This is a genomic window from Pseudomonas sp. SA233, assembly GCF_054792385.1.
Window position 1 is genome coordinate 2,402,472 of the sequence record NZ_CP096449.1, and the last position, 15,884, is coordinate 2,418,355.

Annotated in this window: 14 protein-coding genes; 2 read left to right on the forward strand and 12 right to left on the reverse strand. The window is 65.1% G+C overall.

Going from position 1 to position 15,884, the window contains the following annotated elements; all coding sequences use genetic code 11:
- Positions 1–168 precede the first annotated feature (168 nt).
- From M1D87_RS11180 to M1D87_RS11195, 4 genes are read right to left on the reverse strand one after another with little or no spacing between them, the layout of a single operon-like run.
- On the reverse strand, positions 169–1,848 hold the full coding sequence (locus tag M1D87_RS11180) for an FAD-dependent oxidoreductase (RefSeq protein ID WP_123084421.1): 1,680 nt from the start codon (positions 1,846–1,848) through the stop codon (positions 169–171).
- A 39-nt stretch (positions 1,849–1,887) separates the two neighbouring features.
- A complete protein-coding gene (locus M1D87_RS11185) occupies positions 1,888–2,208 on the reverse strand; it encodes an NIPSNAP family protein (RefSeq protein ID WP_013972108.1) in 321 nt (106 codons plus the stop codon).
- Complete coding sequence (locus M1D87_RS11190) at positions 2,193–3,926, reverse strand: FAD-dependent oxidoreductase (RefSeq protein WP_123084420.1); 1,734 nt, start codon at positions 3,924–3,926, stop codon at positions 2,193–2,195. The genes M1D87_RS11185 and M1D87_RS11190 overlap by 16 nt, the downstream gene beginning before the upstream one ends.
- A 4-nt stretch (positions 3,927–3,930) precedes the next feature.
- Positions 3,931–4,740: a shikimate dehydrogenase family protein gene (locus M1D87_RS11195; RefSeq protein ID WP_123084419.1), complete on the reverse strand. Its 810-nt coding sequence runs from the start codon at positions 4,738–4,740 to the stop codon at positions 3,931–3,933.
- Positions 4,741–4,894: 154 nt separating this feature from the next.
- Between M1D87_RS11195 and M1D87_RS11200 the strand changes: the two genes are divergently transcribed.
- Positions 4,895–5,665, forward strand: coding sequence for an IclR family transcriptional regulator (locus M1D87_RS11200; protein ID WP_123084418.1), 771 nt, complete (start codon positions 4,895–4,897; stop codon positions 5,663–5,665).
- A gap of 239 nt (positions 5,666–5,904) precedes the next feature.
- Here the strand turns inward: M1D87_RS11200 and M1D87_RS11205 are convergent, their stop codons facing one another.
- Genes M1D87_RS11205 through M1D87_RS11235 form a run of 7 tightly spaced genes read right to left on the reverse strand, consistent with a single transcriptional unit; the run spans position 5,905 to position 12,419 of the window.
- Entirely contained in the window at positions 5,905–6,948 is a 1,044-nt protein-coding gene (locus M1D87_RS11205) for an ABC transporter substrate-binding protein (RefSeq protein WP_013972112.1), read from the reverse strand.
- Positions 6,945–8,078: an NAD(P)/FAD-dependent oxidoreductase gene (locus tag M1D87_RS11210; protein WP_123084417.1), complete on the reverse strand. Its 1,134-nt coding sequence runs from the start codon at positions 8,076–8,078 to the stop codon at positions 6,945–6,947. The genes M1D87_RS11205 and M1D87_RS11210 overlap by 4 nt, the downstream gene beginning before the upstream one ends.
- On the reverse strand, positions 8,075–9,433 hold the full coding sequence (locus M1D87_RS11215) for an FAD/NAD(P)-dependent oxidoreductase (protein WP_123084416.1): 1,359 nt from the start codon (positions 9,431–9,433) through the stop codon (positions 8,075–8,077). The genes M1D87_RS11210 and M1D87_RS11215 overlap by 4 nt, the downstream gene beginning before the upstream one ends.
- On the reverse strand, positions 9,430–9,720 hold the full coding sequence (locus M1D87_RS11220) for a (2Fe-2S)-binding protein (RefSeq protein ID WP_003260558.1): 291 nt from the start codon (positions 9,718–9,720) through the stop codon (positions 9,430–9,432). The genes M1D87_RS11215 and M1D87_RS11220 overlap by 4 nt, the downstream gene beginning before the upstream one ends.
- A 14-nt stretch (positions 9,721–9,734) precedes the next feature.
- Complete coding sequence (locus M1D87_RS11225; RefSeq protein WP_025339622.1) at positions 9,735–10,529, reverse strand: ABC transporter permease; 795 nt, start codon at positions 10,527–10,529, stop codon at positions 9,735–9,737.
- Between the two features lie 4 nt (positions 10,530–10,533).
- Positions 10,534–11,403 (reverse strand): ABC transporter permease, encoded by an 870-nt coding sequence (locus tag M1D87_RS11230; RefSeq protein ID WP_421091849.1) that lies wholly within the window; start codon positions 11,401–11,403, stop codon positions 10,534–10,536.
- The gene (locus M1D87_RS11235) at positions 11,400–12,419 is read right to left on the reverse strand and encodes an ABC transporter ATP-binding protein (RefSeq protein WP_123084415.1); all 1,020 of its coding nucleotides are present in this window, start codon (positions 12,417–12,419) and stop codon (positions 11,400–11,402) included. The genes M1D87_RS11230 and M1D87_RS11235 overlap by 4 nt, the downstream gene beginning before the upstream one ends.
- Before the next feature lie 249 nt (positions 12,420–12,668).
- Between M1D87_RS11235 and M1D87_RS11240 the strand changes: the two genes are divergently transcribed.
- Positions 12,669–13,496, forward strand: coding sequence for an IclR family transcriptional regulator (locus M1D87_RS11240; RefSeq protein WP_039613319.1), 828 nt, complete (start codon positions 12,669–12,671; stop codon positions 13,494–13,496).
- 196 nt (positions 13,497–13,692) lie between these two features.
- On the opposite strand, the gene M1D87_RS11245 is transcribed toward M1D87_RS11240, so the two are convergent.
- On the reverse strand, positions 13,693–15,546 hold the full coding sequence (locus tag M1D87_RS11245; protein ID WP_123084414.1) for an ABC transporter ATP-binding protein: 1,854 nt from the start codon (positions 15,544–15,546) through the stop codon (positions 13,693–13,695).
- Positions 15,547–15,884: the final 338 nt, after the last annotated feature.

The window sequence follows — 15,884 nt, forward strand, 5'->3', positions numbered from 1 at the left end:
TATTCAGCTGCGGTGCTGCGAGTACGTGACCAGTTCCCAGGCAGGGGGCACGCAAGGCCGGTGCATGGTGAGCAGTGAAGGCGGCAGCGTCAATTAAAGGGAGGGGCTAGTGTTCGGTTACCGAACGGTTGCGTTGGGCCTGCAGGCGAGGCAAGGGGCAACGTGAATTCAGGTGGTCAAGGTACTCAACGCTCTACCAGCCAGATAACCGAATGTCATCCCCGGCCCCAGTGTGATACCGCCACTCGGGTAATGCCCGCCCATCACGCTGTGCATGTCGTTGCCCACCGCATACAGCCCGGGGATCGGCCGCGCATTGCGGTCCAGTACCCGGGCCGAGGCATCCGTGCCCAGGCCGGCGAAGGTACCCAGGCTGCCCGGCAACAGTTTCACTGCGTGGAACGGCCCGTGCAGCAGTGGCCGCAGCGACGGATTGGGGGCTTGCGACGGCTCGCCCTGCGCCCGGTTGTAGGCCGATACACCGCGCTGGAAAAGCGGGTCTTCACCCCGGGTTGCATGGCGGTTGAAGCCGTCCACCGTGCGCTGCAACTGCTCGATGTCGATCCCGCAGCGCTGCGCCAGTTCCTCCAGCGTGCGACCGCTGTGCAGGTAACCGCAGCGTTGATAGTGACGGGTGGGGAAAGGGAAGGGCTTGGCCCAGCCGATACCATAGCGACGTTGCGCGGCATGGTCGCAGATCAGCCAGGCTTCCGGCGCTTCACCCTTTGGCGTGGCGGCGAACAGTGCGTTCATGAAGTCGTGGTAGCAATCGGCCTCGTTGACGAAGCGCCGGCCATCGCGGCGCACGGCGATGAAGCCGGGTTTGGCGCGATCGACCAAGTGCGGGAAATGGCCGAAGCTGCCATTGCTGCGCGGCACCCTCGACACAGGTGCCCAGGCACCCGCATGGGCCGTGGTCGCCTGGACCAGGCCACCGGCCTGTTCGCCCAGGTGCAGGCCGTCGCCGCTGTTTTCCCTGGGGGCTGCGGAGTAATGCTGGGTACCGTCCGGCGCATGCGGCATCAGGTGCGCGATGCGCTGGCGATCATGTGCAAAGCCACCGCAGGCCAGCACCACACCGCGGCGGGCATGGATCAGCTGGCCGTCGGCAAACTGTGCGCCGCTGACCCGGCCTTCGCCCAGCAGGCGGCTGGCCGGCTTGTCGGTCAGTAGCGTCACGCCAAGGTCCAGGGCGCTGCGCAGCAGCCGTGCCACCAGGGCGTTGCCATTGACCAGTTGCAGGCCGCGGCGGTGCAGCAGCAGGTCGCGGCAATGGCGCAGCAGGCGTTTGCTCACATGCAGCGCGGCCGTGGGCGAGCGTGTGGCGTTGAAGAAGGCGGCCATGTCGGCGCCGCCGGCAATGCCCATGCCGGCCAGGCTGACGATGTCCAGCGGTGGGCGCAGCTTGTGCAGCCAGGGCCCGAGCAGGCGCCCGTCGTATGGCAGGGCGCACAGCGAACGACCACCGCGCGTGCTGCCATCGCCCTCGCGCATGTCGGGCATGCGGCTGCCGCACTGGAACTGCACGGCGGTGTGTTGCTGGAAGAACGCCACCATCTGCGGGCCATGGTGCAGGAAGGCGCGCTGGCGCGGGTCCAGTTCGCTGACGTGGGTTTGCCCGCGCAGGTAGCGCTCCGGGGCATCGTCGGTCTCGACGATGCCTTCGGCAATGGCCAGCGGGTTGCGCGGTATCCACAGCCAGCCCCCCGACCAGGCACTGGTGCCGCCCAGTTGGCTGGCTTTTTCCGCGACGATCACCTGCTGGCCATGATGGGCGGCAGTAACGGCGGCAGCCAGGCCAGAGGCACCGGAGCCGATGACAAGTACGTCACATTCGAGGGGTTGCATCGTGGGGTTCCGCTCAGGCATTGGAGGAAGGTTTTAGTTTTACTGCAGCGGCGAAAAACCGGTGGGCCGCAGCATTCGCGACTGCAAGCGCAGCACCGCGCCCAGCTCGCGATTGCGCCTTGAGAACTCTGCCCAACGGGGGTCCGCTGCCATGGCTGCGCGGCGTGCCATGCGTTCGTCGAGGCTGGCATAGCCCCAGATATGCACCACCTGGTTGACCTCGCCGAACTCGCTGGTGAAAAAGCCGACCAGGTTACCGAGATGCTCGCTTTGCACCTCCAGCGCGTGGCTTTGGTACAGGCTCAGCCAGTCGGCCATTTTCAGTGGGTCCAGGGTGTAGGTTCTCAGTTCGTAGTACATGCTGGGGTCTCCATTTGGGTGGTTGGCGCCTGTAGGCGCGCGGCGATGTGGTTGGCAGCGAGCCAGCCGAAGGTGAGGGCGGGGCCCAAGGTGATGCCGGGGCCGGGGTAGGTGCCTTTCATCAGTGAGTTCATGTCGTTGCCCACTGCATAAAGCCCGGCAATCGGCTGGCCATCGCGGTTCAGCACGTTGGCCTGGGCGTTGGTCACCAGGCCGCGGGCTGAGCCAAGGTCGCCGGTGTGGATGCGGATGGCGTAGTACGGGCCGCTGGTCAGCGGCGCCAGGCATGGGTTGGGCGTGTGTTGCGGGTCGCCCATGTAGCGGTTGTAGCTGTTGCCGCCTTTGCCGAACGCGCGGTCGATGCCGTTGCGGGCGTCGGCGTTGAACTGCTCCAGGGTCTGCATGAACACCTGTGGGTCGACGCCAATGGCCTCGGCCAGGGCCTGCGCTGTTGCGGCGCGGTACAGGTAGCCGGCGTCGATCAATGTCTGGTTGTCCACCGGCTTTGGCCGCGCCAGGCCCAGGCCGTAGCGGTTCATCGCTTCGGCATCGCAGACCAGCCAGCAGCTGGCGATGCCTTTGGCGAACATGGTCTGCACGAAATGGTGGTAGGAATCGGACTCGTTGACGAAGCGTCGCCCGTCCGGGCCCACCGCGATCACCCCCGGCTTGGCGCGGTCGGTGACCAGGTGCGGGAAGCGCTCATGCTCGCCACTGGCATGGCGCAGTTCCGAAACCGGTGCCCAGAAGAAGTTGGCCACCAGGCCCTCACCCTGGGCAGCGGCCACGGCTTGGCCAAGGCGCAGGGCAGCGCCGTCATTGCTGGGCGGTGACATGGTCAGGTGCGGCGCCTGCCGGGCCGGCCGGTAGCTGTCGGCCAGCGCGCCTGCAGCGAACCCGCCCATGGCGCACACCACACCGCCCCGGGCCAGCACCCGTTCACGGCGCCCTTCGCGTTGCACCACCACGCCGGTGACCACGCCGCGTTCGACGATCAGCTCCAGGGCTTCGCTGCGCAACCACAGCTGCGTGCCATGGGCGAAGGCGCTGCTGGCCAGGCGGGCGATCAAGGCGTTGCCGGTGGTAAGGCGGGTGCCACGCGGATGATGCAGGCGGTCCCGCGCGTAACGCGCCATCAGCTTGAGGCAATGCCACAGCGACCGGGGCGAGCGGCGAATACTGAGAAAATGCTGGATATCCACGCGATTGACCATCATGCCGCCGAACAGCAACATGCCGGGCGGCGGCATCTGCAGGTCCTTGAAGTGCGAGCCGAGCTGCCTGCCGTCGTACTCGACCATCTCCAGCGCCCGGCCAAACTGGGTGGCACCGGGGGCGTCCGGGTAGTAGTCCGGCGAATGCGGGCGCAGGGCGTAGCGCAGTTCGGTGTTCTGCTCCAGCCAGCGCAGCGCCTGGTGGCCATGCTCGATGAAGGCGTCGACCAGCGCGGGGTCATAGCCGTCGCCGATGACCTGCCTGAGGTAGGTGCGAATGGCCTCGGGGGAATCCACCGCACCAGCGGCGCGGGCTTGATCAGTACCATAGAGCCACACCGCCCCACCGGAAATTGCCGAGGTACCGCCAAAGTGCTCGGCCTTTTCCACCACCAGCACTTTCAGCCCCCGGCGGGCGGCGGTGGCGGCAGCGGTAAGGCCACCGGCGCCGCTGCCCAGCACGACCAGGTCAAAGTTGTGTTGCGCATGTTCATGTGTCGGCATGGCTTCAGATCTCCAGCGGCGTGACGCCCATGAAGGCGCCCAGGTAGCCGAGTTGGGCGAAGGCCATTTCCGGGCCGGTCTGGACCGCGCAGCCAACCTGGCGTGCCCGGTTCAGCAGCGGGGTGATCTCGGGCGAGGTGACCACATCGGCGACCAGGGTTTCGGGTTGCAAGGTGGCGAGCAGGGCGGCAGGCAGTGGCAGCTCCGCGCTACCGCCCATGCCGACAGGGGAGGCGTTGACCAGCAGGTCGAAGCCTTCCAGCCCGTCGACCCGGGTGGCGATTTCGACCGTGGGGAAGGCATTGCCGAGCAGCTCGCACACAGCGCCCATGCGCGCTGTGCTGGGGTCGCTGAGGGTGACGCTGGCGATGCCGGCCTCGCCCAGTGCATAGGCAATGGCACTGCCGACCCCGCCGCAACCGATTACCAACGCACGCTTGCCGGCCGGCTCGAAGCCATGTTTGCGTGCAGCACCGAGGAAGCCGGCGCCGTCCACGTTGTCGCCCAGCAGTCGCCCGTCACGCTCTCGGCGAATCACATTGACCGAGCCCAGCGCGGCTGCGCGCTCGCTTAGGCTATCAAGGCGGCTGGCCAGGGCCTGCTTGTACGGCACGGTGACCACGCAACCGCGCAGGTTCTGCCAGCCACGCAGAGTGCCGGCAAAGGTATCCAGCGCGGTCTCCTGCAGGTCGATGGGCAGCATGGCGAGGTTGCAGTTGTTGTTGGCGAACCAGGTGTTGAAGTTTTCGGGGGACTTCACCTGGGCAATGGGCGAACCGACGATGGCAACCAGTTCAGTGGAACCACGAATCATGCTGACCTCCTTATTGGCGTTGTTATGCAGGCCAAGGGTGAGGCAAGGGCGCGCGGGCAACAATGCGTTGATCGGGCGTTTAATGCGATAATCGCATCATTGATCCGGTTATCGTGGTAATCGGCTGTTTTTGCCCTGCTTGCGAGTCGAATAGATGAACACCCCCGCTATCCACCCCCGTGACCTGATCGCCGGCTTGCAGAAGGGCCTGGCGCTCATGCAGCTGTTCAGCGCCGAGCAGCCGCGCCTGAGCGTGCCGCAGGCGGCCAGGTTGTCCGGCCTTACCCCCAGTGCCGCGCGGCGGTTTCTGTTGACCTTGGTGCACGAAGGGTTTGCCGAAACCGACAGCCGTGAGTACTGGCTTACGCCCAAGGCGCTGCGCCTTGGCCAGGCGTATGTGGACTCGGCGCAACTGCCGCGCATGCTGCGGCCGATCGTCGAGCAGGTGGCGCGGCAGACGCAGGAGCATGTGTCGGTGGGTACCCGTGATGGTGACGAGATCATCCACCTGGTACGCAGCCGCTACAGCCATGTGTCTTCGTTGTCGATCCGGCCGGGTTCGCGGGTGCCGATGTATTGCACTGCCGGCGGGCGCGTCTGGCTGGCCTGGCTGGATGAAGGGCAGCGGGATGCCTACTTTGCGCGTAACCCGCTGCGAGGGTTGACGCCTTATACGCAGACGGACCGGTTGCAGCTGGAGGCGGAGTTGCTGCGGGTGAAGGAGCAGGGGTTCTGTATCGTGGATCAGGAGTATGAAATCGGCATGCGCGTGCTGGGTGTGCCACTGCTGGACCGGGCTGGCCGGCTGAAAGCGACATTGACCATCACCACCCATGCTTCGCGGTTGAGTGTGGATGAAATACGCTTGCGGTACCTGCCGACCTTGTACGAGGCCCAGGCGTTATTGCGGCCGGTGCTGGATTGAGGCGGTATGGTTCGGGAATCGTGCTGCCGTCTTCGCGGGTAAACCCGCTCTCATAGAACAACACATGACTCATTGGTTTAGTGAGGTTCTGTAGGAGCAGCCTTGTGCTGCGAAGAGGCCGGTACTGACAAAGCCTGTCTATTGCTTGTACCGGCCTCTTCGCAGCACAAGGCTGCTCCTACAAAGGAGGCTTCAAACGAGCGATATTTGTTCTATACGTGACGGCCCTGGCCCTCGGCTTATCGCTCGATCTGGCGGTTCCAGCGCGCGTTCCATTCGGGGCGCTGGGTGTTGACCTGGTCCCAGTCGATGGTCACGGCAGTCTGCAGGTAGGTCTGCATGGCTTCGACCTGGCCACGGGTCTTGTCGCTGGTGGGGGTGTTGGGGTTGGACGGGATCTGGTCACCCAGCTCCAGTGCCGGCGACTGCGCCTCGGGGCTGAGCAGGAACTCGGCGAGCTTCTGCGCAAGTTCCGGCTGGTCGTTGTTGGCCGTGACGCATTCGGCCTGGTTGAGCACCACGGCACCTTCCTTGGGCGCGGCGTACTCCACCGGGATGCCTTTGAGCTTCAGCGCCGTCACCTGGGTGGGGGTGAGCGGGAACAGCGCGGCTTCGTCGGTTTGCACCATTTCCGAGAGCTTGGCCGAGTTGGGGATGTATTCCAGCACGTTCGGGCCCACGTTCTTCTGCCAGGCCGTGAAGCCCGGGTTGACATCGGTATCGCTACCGCCGTGCAGGCGGTTGTACATCAGGAAACCATGCAGGCCGAAGGTGGACGATGCCATCGACTGGAACACCACCTTGTCCTTGAAGCGCGGGTCGGCCAGGTCGTTCCACGAGGTGGGCGCCGCCCAGCCATTGGCTTTGAACAGGCGGCTGTTGTAGGCAAGCCCGGTCACGCCCAGGCTGACTGCGGCGGCCTTGTCCTTGATCAGGGCCTTTTCCGGCAACTGGGCCAGGGTCGGGTTGGGTTTGAGCGTGCTGCACAGGCCCATGCCGATGGCGCGGTACATGATGCCGTCATCCAGCACCATCACATGGATCGACGGCTTGTTCGGCGTGGCCTGGACCTTGGCCAGGATGTCGGCCGAGGTGCCGGGGACAATCACCACCTTCACGCCGTTGGCCTGCTCGAACTTTGGCAGGATATTGTCGCTGAACAGCCGTTCCATGGTGCCGCCGTTCATGCCCAGGTACAGCGTGGGTTGGGCCATGGCGGGCAGGCAGGCGAACAGGCCGGGCACGGTGCAGAACAGGGCGAGCAAACGTTGCTTGTGCGTCATGACAGGTTTTCCTTGTGGTGGTTGGGCTGAAAGCGGTTGATGGAAAAAGCCGCCAGGCTGAGTGCCGGCGCGCCGTGCAGGATGCATTGCGCCAACGCTTCACCGGCAGCCGGCCCTATCTGGAAGCCGGCACCGGCAAAGCCGAAACCATGCAGCAGGCCGGGCTGGTGCAGGCTGGGGCCGAGCACCGGTTCGTCATCGGGCAGGTAGCCTTCGGTGCCGCTCCAGGTGCGAATGGCCTGGGCGCCGGCCAGTGCCGGGTACAGCTCGGTGGCGTTGTGCAGGATGTCGAGCACTGCGGCCTGGCCCGGGCGTGCGGTGGTCGGGGTCAGGGCAAAACCGCGCCCGCCGCCAAGCACGCAGTTGCCACGCGCCACCTGGCGGGCATAGATGCCGCCGCCTTCGACCCCGGTGCTGGCGGTCATGAACAGCGGCAGCGGCTCGGTGACCAGCATGGCTGGGTGGGCCGCGGTCAGCGGCACCGGCTCGCCGAACCGCTCTGCCAATTGCGCCGACCAGGCGCCGGCGCAATTCAACAGCCAGGGCGCCTTGAAGCCTTGCCCGCTGCTGGTGTGTACGCTGAAGTGGTGGCCGTCGTGTCCCACCTCCAGCACCTTGCACTGCTCATGCACCTGGGCGCCGCTGCGCCTGGCCGCCTGGGCGAAGGCCGGTGACACCAGCCGTGGGTTGGCATGGCCGTCCTCGGGGCAGTACGAGGCGCCGACGGCGATATCGCCCACCCAGGGGAAGCGCTGGCGCAGTTCGCGTCGTTCAAGCAGTTGCAGGCGCAGGTCAAAAGCCTGGGTACGCCGGGCATAGGCCTTCAAGGCATCGAAGTCGGTTTCGCTGCGGGCCAGCTTCAGGTGGCCGCTGCGGGCGTATTCGCCATCGATGCCGATCCATTCGCGCAGATTCCCCCAGATGGCATGGGCGCGCATCGACAACGGCAGCTGGGCCAACGAGCGGCCCTGGCGGCGCACACCGCCGTAGTTCACTCCGCTGGAATGCGAGCCGCAGAAGTCGCGTTCCAGCAATGCCACTTGCCGACCAGCGCGGGCCAGGGTCAAGGCCGCGCTGCTGCCGATGATGCCGCCGCCAACGATGATGGCGTCCACTTCGATCAGCTTCATGGTTTTATCTCCAGGCCAAAGGGCAGGGGCTTGACCGGTGCCTGGCCACGCAGGCGCCCTACCTGGTCAATGGCCCGACCGCTTTCGCAGGCGATCAACTCGGCGGCAGCTGCACCGCACACGCGGCCCTGGCAGCGGCCCATGCCGACTCGGCACATGGCCTTGACCCGGTTGATTTCCCAGTGCCCGGCACGCACGGTGGCGCGGATTTCCCCGGCGCTGATCTGCTCGCAGCGGCACACGGTGAGCTGGTCCGGGGCTTGCCGGGCCCACTGCTCGGGAAATGGAAAGGCCTGCTCCAGCCCCTGGCGGAAGCGCTGCAAGGTGGCCAGGCGCCTTTCCAGTTGCTGCTGGCGCTGCGGGTTGCCGGGCTTGCCAAGGTCGGCCAGCAGTGTCAGGGCGGCCAGTTCACCGCTCATCTCGGCACCGTCGGCACCGAGGATGCCGGCACCATCGCCCGCCAGGTACACGCCAGGGCTGGTGGCCCGGCCCTGGGCGTCACGTACCGGTAGCCAGGCGCGGTTGAGCGCGCTCCAGGCGAACTGGCAACCCAGCAGATCGGCCAGTTGGGTTTCACTGCGCAGGGCGTGGGCGAATGCCACGGCGTCGCACGGCAGGTCGTGTTGTTGGCCATTGTGCGACCAGCGCACACCGCTGGCACGTTGCTCGCCGTCGATACCCAGCAGGGTCACGCCTTGGTGCACCGGCACACCCTTGCGGGCCAGCCAGGCTCGGTAGTACAGGCCCTTGGCAAAGGTGCCCGGTTGTAGAAGCAGGCGTGGCAGGGCACGCACCTGGGCGCTGAACGGTGAGGTGTCGAGTACCGCGGTGACCGTGGCACCGGCCTTGGCGTACTGGTAGGCCACCAGGTACAGCAGCGGCCCGCTGCCGGCCAGCACCACCCGTTCACCGATCGCGCAGCCCTGGAACTTCAGGGCGATTTGCGCAGCGCCCAAGGTATAGACCCCAGGCAGGGTCCAGCCGGGTATCGGCAACACCCGGTCGGTGGCACCGGTGGCGACGATCACCCGGTCGAACGCCAGGCGGTCGGCCAGTTGGCCCTGTTGCAAGGTGTCCAGCACTTGCTGCTCGGCGTTCCATACCAGGGTGTCCGGGCGGTAGTCGACCTGCCCGCGCAGTTGCTCAAGGGTGGTGTGCACGGCTTGCGCTTTTCCTGCCTCGAAGCCGTACAAGGCTTTGGCCGAGCGGCGAAAGTTGGTCGGCTGTTGGCGGTAGATCTGCCCGCCGCCGCGGCTGGCTTCGTCCAGCAACACCGGGCGCAGGCCGTGGGTTACCAGGGTTTGCGCGGCGCGGATGCCGGCCGGGCCGGCGCCGATGATCACGATCGCACTCATGGCTGGCGCCCCGGGTCGCGGGTCACGCACTGGCCCGGTTCCAAAAAGGTCGAGCAGGCGCGTACCCGACGGCCATCCTGCAGGCGTACCCAGCAGTCCTGGCAGGCGCCCATCAGGCAGAAGCCGGCGCGTGGTTCGGCGCTGAAGTCGCTGCCGCGCAGGTGCCCGGCATTGGTCAGTATGGCAGTCAGCAGGGTATCGCCACTCATGCCTTTGGCCGGTTGGCCGTCGAGCAGGAAGGGCACAGGCTCGCGGTCGTGTTCGGCCACGCGCTTGAACAGAGGCATGGGAGCATTCCTTGTCATTGCTTGCCCACCAGCACGCGGTCCAGGCCATATACGCGGTCCAGGGCGACCATGGTCAGGGCGGTGACGGCGATAACCAGCGCCGAGACGGCGGCCATCATCGGGTCGATGGATTCGGTGGCGTATACGTACATGCGCACTGGCAGGGTCTGGGTGGCAGGCGAGGTGACGAAGATCGACAGGGTCACTTCGTCGAAGCTGTTGATGAACGCCAGCAGCCAGCCGCCGGCCACACCGGGCAGGATCATCGGCAGGGTGACCTTGCAGAACAGCGTGACCCGGCCAGCACCCAGGCTTTGCGCGGCCTGCTCGGCGCTGCGGTCGATACCGATGGCTGCAGCCAGTACCAGGCGCAGCACGTAAGGGGTGATCACCACGACATGGGCGAACACCAGCCAGGCGAAGCTGCCATTGACCCCCAGCAAGGCGAACAGCCGCAGCAAGGCCACACCCAGAACCAGGTGCGGGATGATGATCGGCGACAGCAGCAGGCCGTTAAGAAAGCCTTGGCCGGGGAAGCTGTAGCGGGTGATCGCCAGGCCCGCCGGCACGGCGATCAAAGTGGCCAGCGAGGCAGCCAGGGCCGCGAGTTTCAGGCTGTTGTAAAACGCATCGAGGAAATCGGCACGCTCGAACACGGCGCTGAACCAGCGCAGCGAGAAGCCGGCGGTGGGCAGGCTGAGGGTGTTTTCCGGGGTGAATGCCACCAGGCACACCACCACCAGCGGGGCGAGCATGAACAGCATCACCAGGGCGTGAAAGGACAGGGCCAGCGGGCCGTTACGGGTCATCGGTTCAGACTCCAAGTGCACGTTTGTAGCGGCGTTCGACCAGCCGGTTCCAGCTGAGCATCACCAGCAGGTTGATCAGCAGCAGGGCCACGGCGATGGTGGCACCCATCGGCCAGTTCAGTTCGGCCAGGTACTGGTCGTAGATCATGGTGGCGACCATCTTCAGCCGGCGCCCGCCCAGCAGGCCGGGGATGGCGAACGAACTGGCGGCCAGGCCGAACACGATCAGCGTGCCTGACAGCACGCCGGGCATGATCTGTGGCAGCACGATGCGGCGGAACACCGTCCACTGGCTGGCACCCAGTGACAGCGCGGCTTGCTCGGCAGCCGGGTCGAGCTTCTGCAGCGAGGTCCACACCGGGATGATCATGAACGGCAGCATCACGTGGACCAGGCCGATGATCACTGCAAAGGGCGTATACAGCAGCTTCACCGGCTGGCCGCCGAGGGCAGTGATGCCCTGGTTGACCAGGCCGTCGGCGCCCAGCAGCAGGCTCCAGCCGAAGGCCCGCACTACCACCGAAATCAGCAGCGGGGTCAGCACCAGGATCAGGAAGATCGAGCGCCACGGCGCGCCCATGCGGCTGAGCACCAAGGCCTCGGGGATGCCGATCAGCACGCAAAGCAGGGTGACCAGGGCGCTGATCCAGAAGGTGCGGAAGAAGATCTCGTAGTAGTAGGTGTCGGTCACCAGGCTCAGGTAATGGCCGAGGGTGTACTGGCCGGCCTGGATGCCGCTGCTGTAGTCGAACGCGTTGAACGACAGCAGCACGGTCTGCCCCAGTGGCACCACCAGCAAGGCCAGGAACAACAGCAGCGCCGGGCTGCTGAGGCCGTAGCCCCAGGCGCTGCTGCGCAGCTTTGCCGCGCTCATGCCGCCACCTCGTCAGCGTTCAGTACCCGCAGCAGGGCGTCGTTCCAGTCCAGGCCGACCTGTGTGCCTTCATCCAGCGGTGTGTTGCCGTCGTTGGCACGCACCACGGCCAGGTTGCCCAGAGCAGTGTCGACCCGATACAGCCACTGGCTGCCGAGGAAGTAGCGGCAGCTGATGCGGCCTGGGAGCCTGCCGCTACCGGCCGGGCCGAGGCTGATTTTTTCCGGGCGCAGGCTGAGGGTCAGCGGGCCCTGGGCATTCGCCTGCGGTTGCCCGCCGGGGCCGGTTACGCCGCGCAGGCGGTTGGCCTTGCCGACAAAATCGGAAATGAAGGGCGTACCCGGGTGTTCGTAGAGGCGGTAGGGGTCATCTACCTGGGTAATGCGCCCGGCCTCCATCACCACCACCCGGTCGCTGATCGACAAGGCCTCGGTCTGGTCGTGGGTGACCATCAAGGTGGTAATGCCGACCTCGTTCTGGATGCGACAGATCTCGAACTGCATTTCTTCACGCAGGTGGGCGTCCAGGTTGGACAGCGGTTCGTCCAGTAGCAGCACCGGCGGTTCGATCACCAGTGCGCGGGCCAGGGCCACCCGCTGACGCTGGCCGCCGGAGAGTTCGCGCGGGTAGCGCTCGGCATGCTTGTCCAGGCGCACCAGCGCCAGGGACTGGTCGACCCGGCGGGCGATGTCGGCGTTGGCCACCTTGCGCATGCGCAGGCCGAAGGCGACGTTGTCGCGCACGGTCATGTGCGGGAACAGCGCGTAGCTCTGGAACACCACGCCCAGGCCTCGGCTGGCCGGCTTGGCGTGGGTGATGTCGCGGCCGTCGAGGACAATGCGGCCGCTGGTGACCTCGACGAAGCCGGCAATCATTTGCAGGGTGGTGGTCTTGCCGCAACCCGAAGGGCCAAGCAGGGAGACGAACTCGCCTTTCTCGATGGCCAGTGACGAGCTGGCCACTGCCTCCGTGGCGCCATAGCGCTTGCAAAGCTTGTCGATCAACAGAAAGGTCATGGCTGTGCTCCATCGCAAACGGAACCGGGGTCAACCGGCAGTTTCAGGGTGGGCAGAGCGCCAGCGGCGAAAAGCAATGCTTTTACGGACGTTGGCGCTCGCTTCTGTGGCGGCGGCCGATGTTGTGATATCGCCCTATGGACCGGAGAGTAGGGCAATGATTAGGATGGCGACAAAGGGTAATTTCACTGGGTGACAGCTATTTTGAAATTATTCCGCTGACTGGAATTTTCTAAGGTTTGACGAAAAATGGATTCCGATAAACGAAATGAGCAGGCCAAGGAAGTAGGTGTCAGTGCAGTGTCGCGTTTGTTCGCCGTGTTGCGTGCGCTGGGAGATTGCGGTGGCGAGGGCGAGAAGGTCAGCCAACTGGCGCAGCGGGTTGGCCTGGCGCAACCCACGACCCACCGCCTGCTGCGCAGCCTGATTGAAGAAGGCATGGTCGACCAGTGCGCGACCAGCAAGCGCTACCGGCTGAGCCTGGATTTTTTTGCCTTGGCGGCCAAGGCAGGGCAAGCCGGCAACCTGCGCGATGTGGTGCGCCCCAGCCTGCTGCGGCTGTCGGCCTCGCTGGGCGATTCGCTGTTCCTGCTGGCGCGCTCAGGGTTCGATGCGGTGTGCCTGGACCGCAGCGAAGGGCCATACCCGATTCGTACCTTCACCGGTGATATCGGCGGCCGTGTGGCCTTGGGGGTGGGGCAGGGCAGCCTGGCAATCCTGGCCTTCCTGCCGGAGGAGGAGCGCGACGAGGTGATCCGCTACAACCTGCCGCGGCTGAAGGATTTCCACCATTACGACGAAGTCATGCTGCGCGCCGAAATCGACAATGTGCGCAGCCTCGGCTATGCCGGGCGCAATACCGGAGTGCTCGATGGCATGGCCGGCCTGGCGGTGCCGATCCTCGATCGTAACGGCCATGCGGTGGCGGCCCTGAGCGTGGCGACCATCAGCGACCGCCTGGGGCCCAACCGCATGCCGACCGTGGTAGCGCTGCTCAAGCGCGAGGCGGCGGCGATTGGCGAGCGGGTCAACCCGTTTGACCCGGTGCTGCGCCGGCCTTCGCATGTGTTTGGTTGAGCTGCAGGCCCGGCAACAGGTGGATGGCACGCGCATGCTTTCGAGGCTTGAGCGTGGCGCCATCCCTGTGGGAGATTGCCCAGCCCTTTGGGCTGCGCTGTCGCGCAGTGAACTCAGTGCGCAAGCGGTCCGCGTACCGTGTGGGAGCGGGCGTGCCCGCGAAGCAGGCGACGCGGTGCCTGATCCCTCCTTGCGCCTACTCCATCGCCTCGGCCACACCCTGGTCCTCACCCAGGAACCCGCCGCTCTGGTGCTGCCACAACCGCGCATAAGTACCGTTCTTCGCCAGCAGTTCCGCATGGGTGCCTTGCTCGATGATGCGCCCTTCATCCATCACGATCAGCCGGTCCATGGCGGCAATCGTCGACAACCGGTGGGCGATGGCGATGACGGTCTTGCCTTGCATCATTTCATCCAGGCTCTCCTGAATGGCCACTTCCACTTCCGAGTCCAGCGCACTCGTGGCTTCGTCCAGCAGCAGGATCGGCGCGTTCTTCAACATCACTCGGGCAATGGCGATGCGCTGGCGCTGGCCACCAGACAGCTTGATGCCACGCTCTCCCACCAAGGTGTCGTAACCCGTGTTGCCCTGGCGGTCGCTGAGCTGGCTGATGAAACCATCGGCCTGGGCATTGGCCGCAGCGGCGCGGATCTGCGCTTCGGTGGCATCGGGGCGGCCATAGGCGATGTTGTTGCGAATCGAGCGGTGCAGCAGCGAGGTGTCCTGGGTGACCATGCCGATCGCTGCGCGCAGGCTATCCTGAGTGACCTTGGCCACGTTCTGCCCGTCGATGCGGATTTCACCACGGTCCACGTCGTAGAAGCGCAATAGCAGGTTGATCAAGGTGGACTTGCCGGCGCCGGAGCGGCCGACCAGGCCGACTTTTTCGCCCGGGCGAATGTGCAGGCTCAGGTCGTTGAGCACCTGACGCTCGCCGTTGTAGTTGAAGCTGACCTTGTCAAAACTCACCGCGCCCCCTGTGGTTACCAGCTCCACAGCATCCGGCGCATCCTTCACCTTGGGGCCGCGGGTGAGGGTGGCCATACCGTCCTGCACGGTGCCGATGTTTTCGAACAGCGAGGTTATCTCCCACATGATCCAGTGCGACATGCCGTTGATACGCAAGGCCATGGCGGTGATCGCCGCCACCGCCCCGGTACCGACCTGGCCCTGGTGCCACAGCCACAGCGCATAGCCACCGGCAGCGATGATCAAGCCCACCACCAGCGCCTGGTTGACGATTTCGAACTGGCTGACCAGACGCATCTGGCGAAAGCCGGTCTGCTTGAAGTCCTCCATGGCCGCGCGCGCGAAGTGCGCTTCGCGGTTGGCGTGCGAGAACAGCTTCACCGTGGTGATGTTGGTGTAGGCGTCGGACACCCGCCCGGTCATCGACGATCGCGCATTGGCCTGCTCCTGGCCGACCTTGCCCAGGCGTGGCACGAAATACAGCATGGCCAGGCCGAACAGTACGACCCAGGCAATGAATGGCAGCATGAGTTTCAGGGCAAAGCCACCGGCCAAGGCAATGATCGCGATGAAGTACACCCCGATCCCGGGCAGGATCTCGATGATGGTGAACAACACATCGCGTACCGCCAGTGCCGTCTGCATCACCTTGGTGGTGACCCGACCGGAAAACTCGTCAGAAAAGAACGACAGGCTCTGGCGTAGCATCAGCCGGTGAAAGTCCCAGCGCAGCCGCAGCGGCAAGTTGATCGCCAGCACCTGGTGCTGAACCATGGTGCGCAGCGCCACCAGCCCGATGCTGACCAGCAGGACGATGCCGATACCCCACAGCACCCGGGTTTCTTCGGGGCCGACGGTACCGCCGGCCTGCCAGGCCGAGAGCAGGTCCACGACCTGGCCGAGAAAGGCGAACAGCCAGGCTTCGTAGATCGATACCCCGGCACTGAGCAGCGCAAGCGCCAGGATGTAGCCGCGTGCGCCCCGGGTGCAGGCCCACATGAAGCGCAACAGGCCAACCGGTGGCGGTGGTACCTCATCAGGTGGGAAGGGATCGAGCCAGCGCTCAAAGATGCGAAGCATGCTTGTCTCCGGAAAATCAATTCTTGCCTGGCCGGTGACCATGACACGCAGCGATATGTCCGCTGTCGCCATGGCAGGCTTGGGCTGCAATGCAGCCCCAGTCAAGCCGGCAACCTTAACTGACAGACACTGACCCAACGGTCGTTGTTAACAAAACTTTGCAATTTATTACATTCTGCTTGATTTCATTTTGCCTTGGTGCTGTAGAATTGACGTGTTTTGACGTCGCCTGCCTGATTTGTCGTTTTTTTGACGTGCATCATCAAAGACTAGTGATGGATCAGTCATAGTTACCTTTCACCCGCTTCAATTTACTTTTTCAGAGCCAGTGTTTTGAC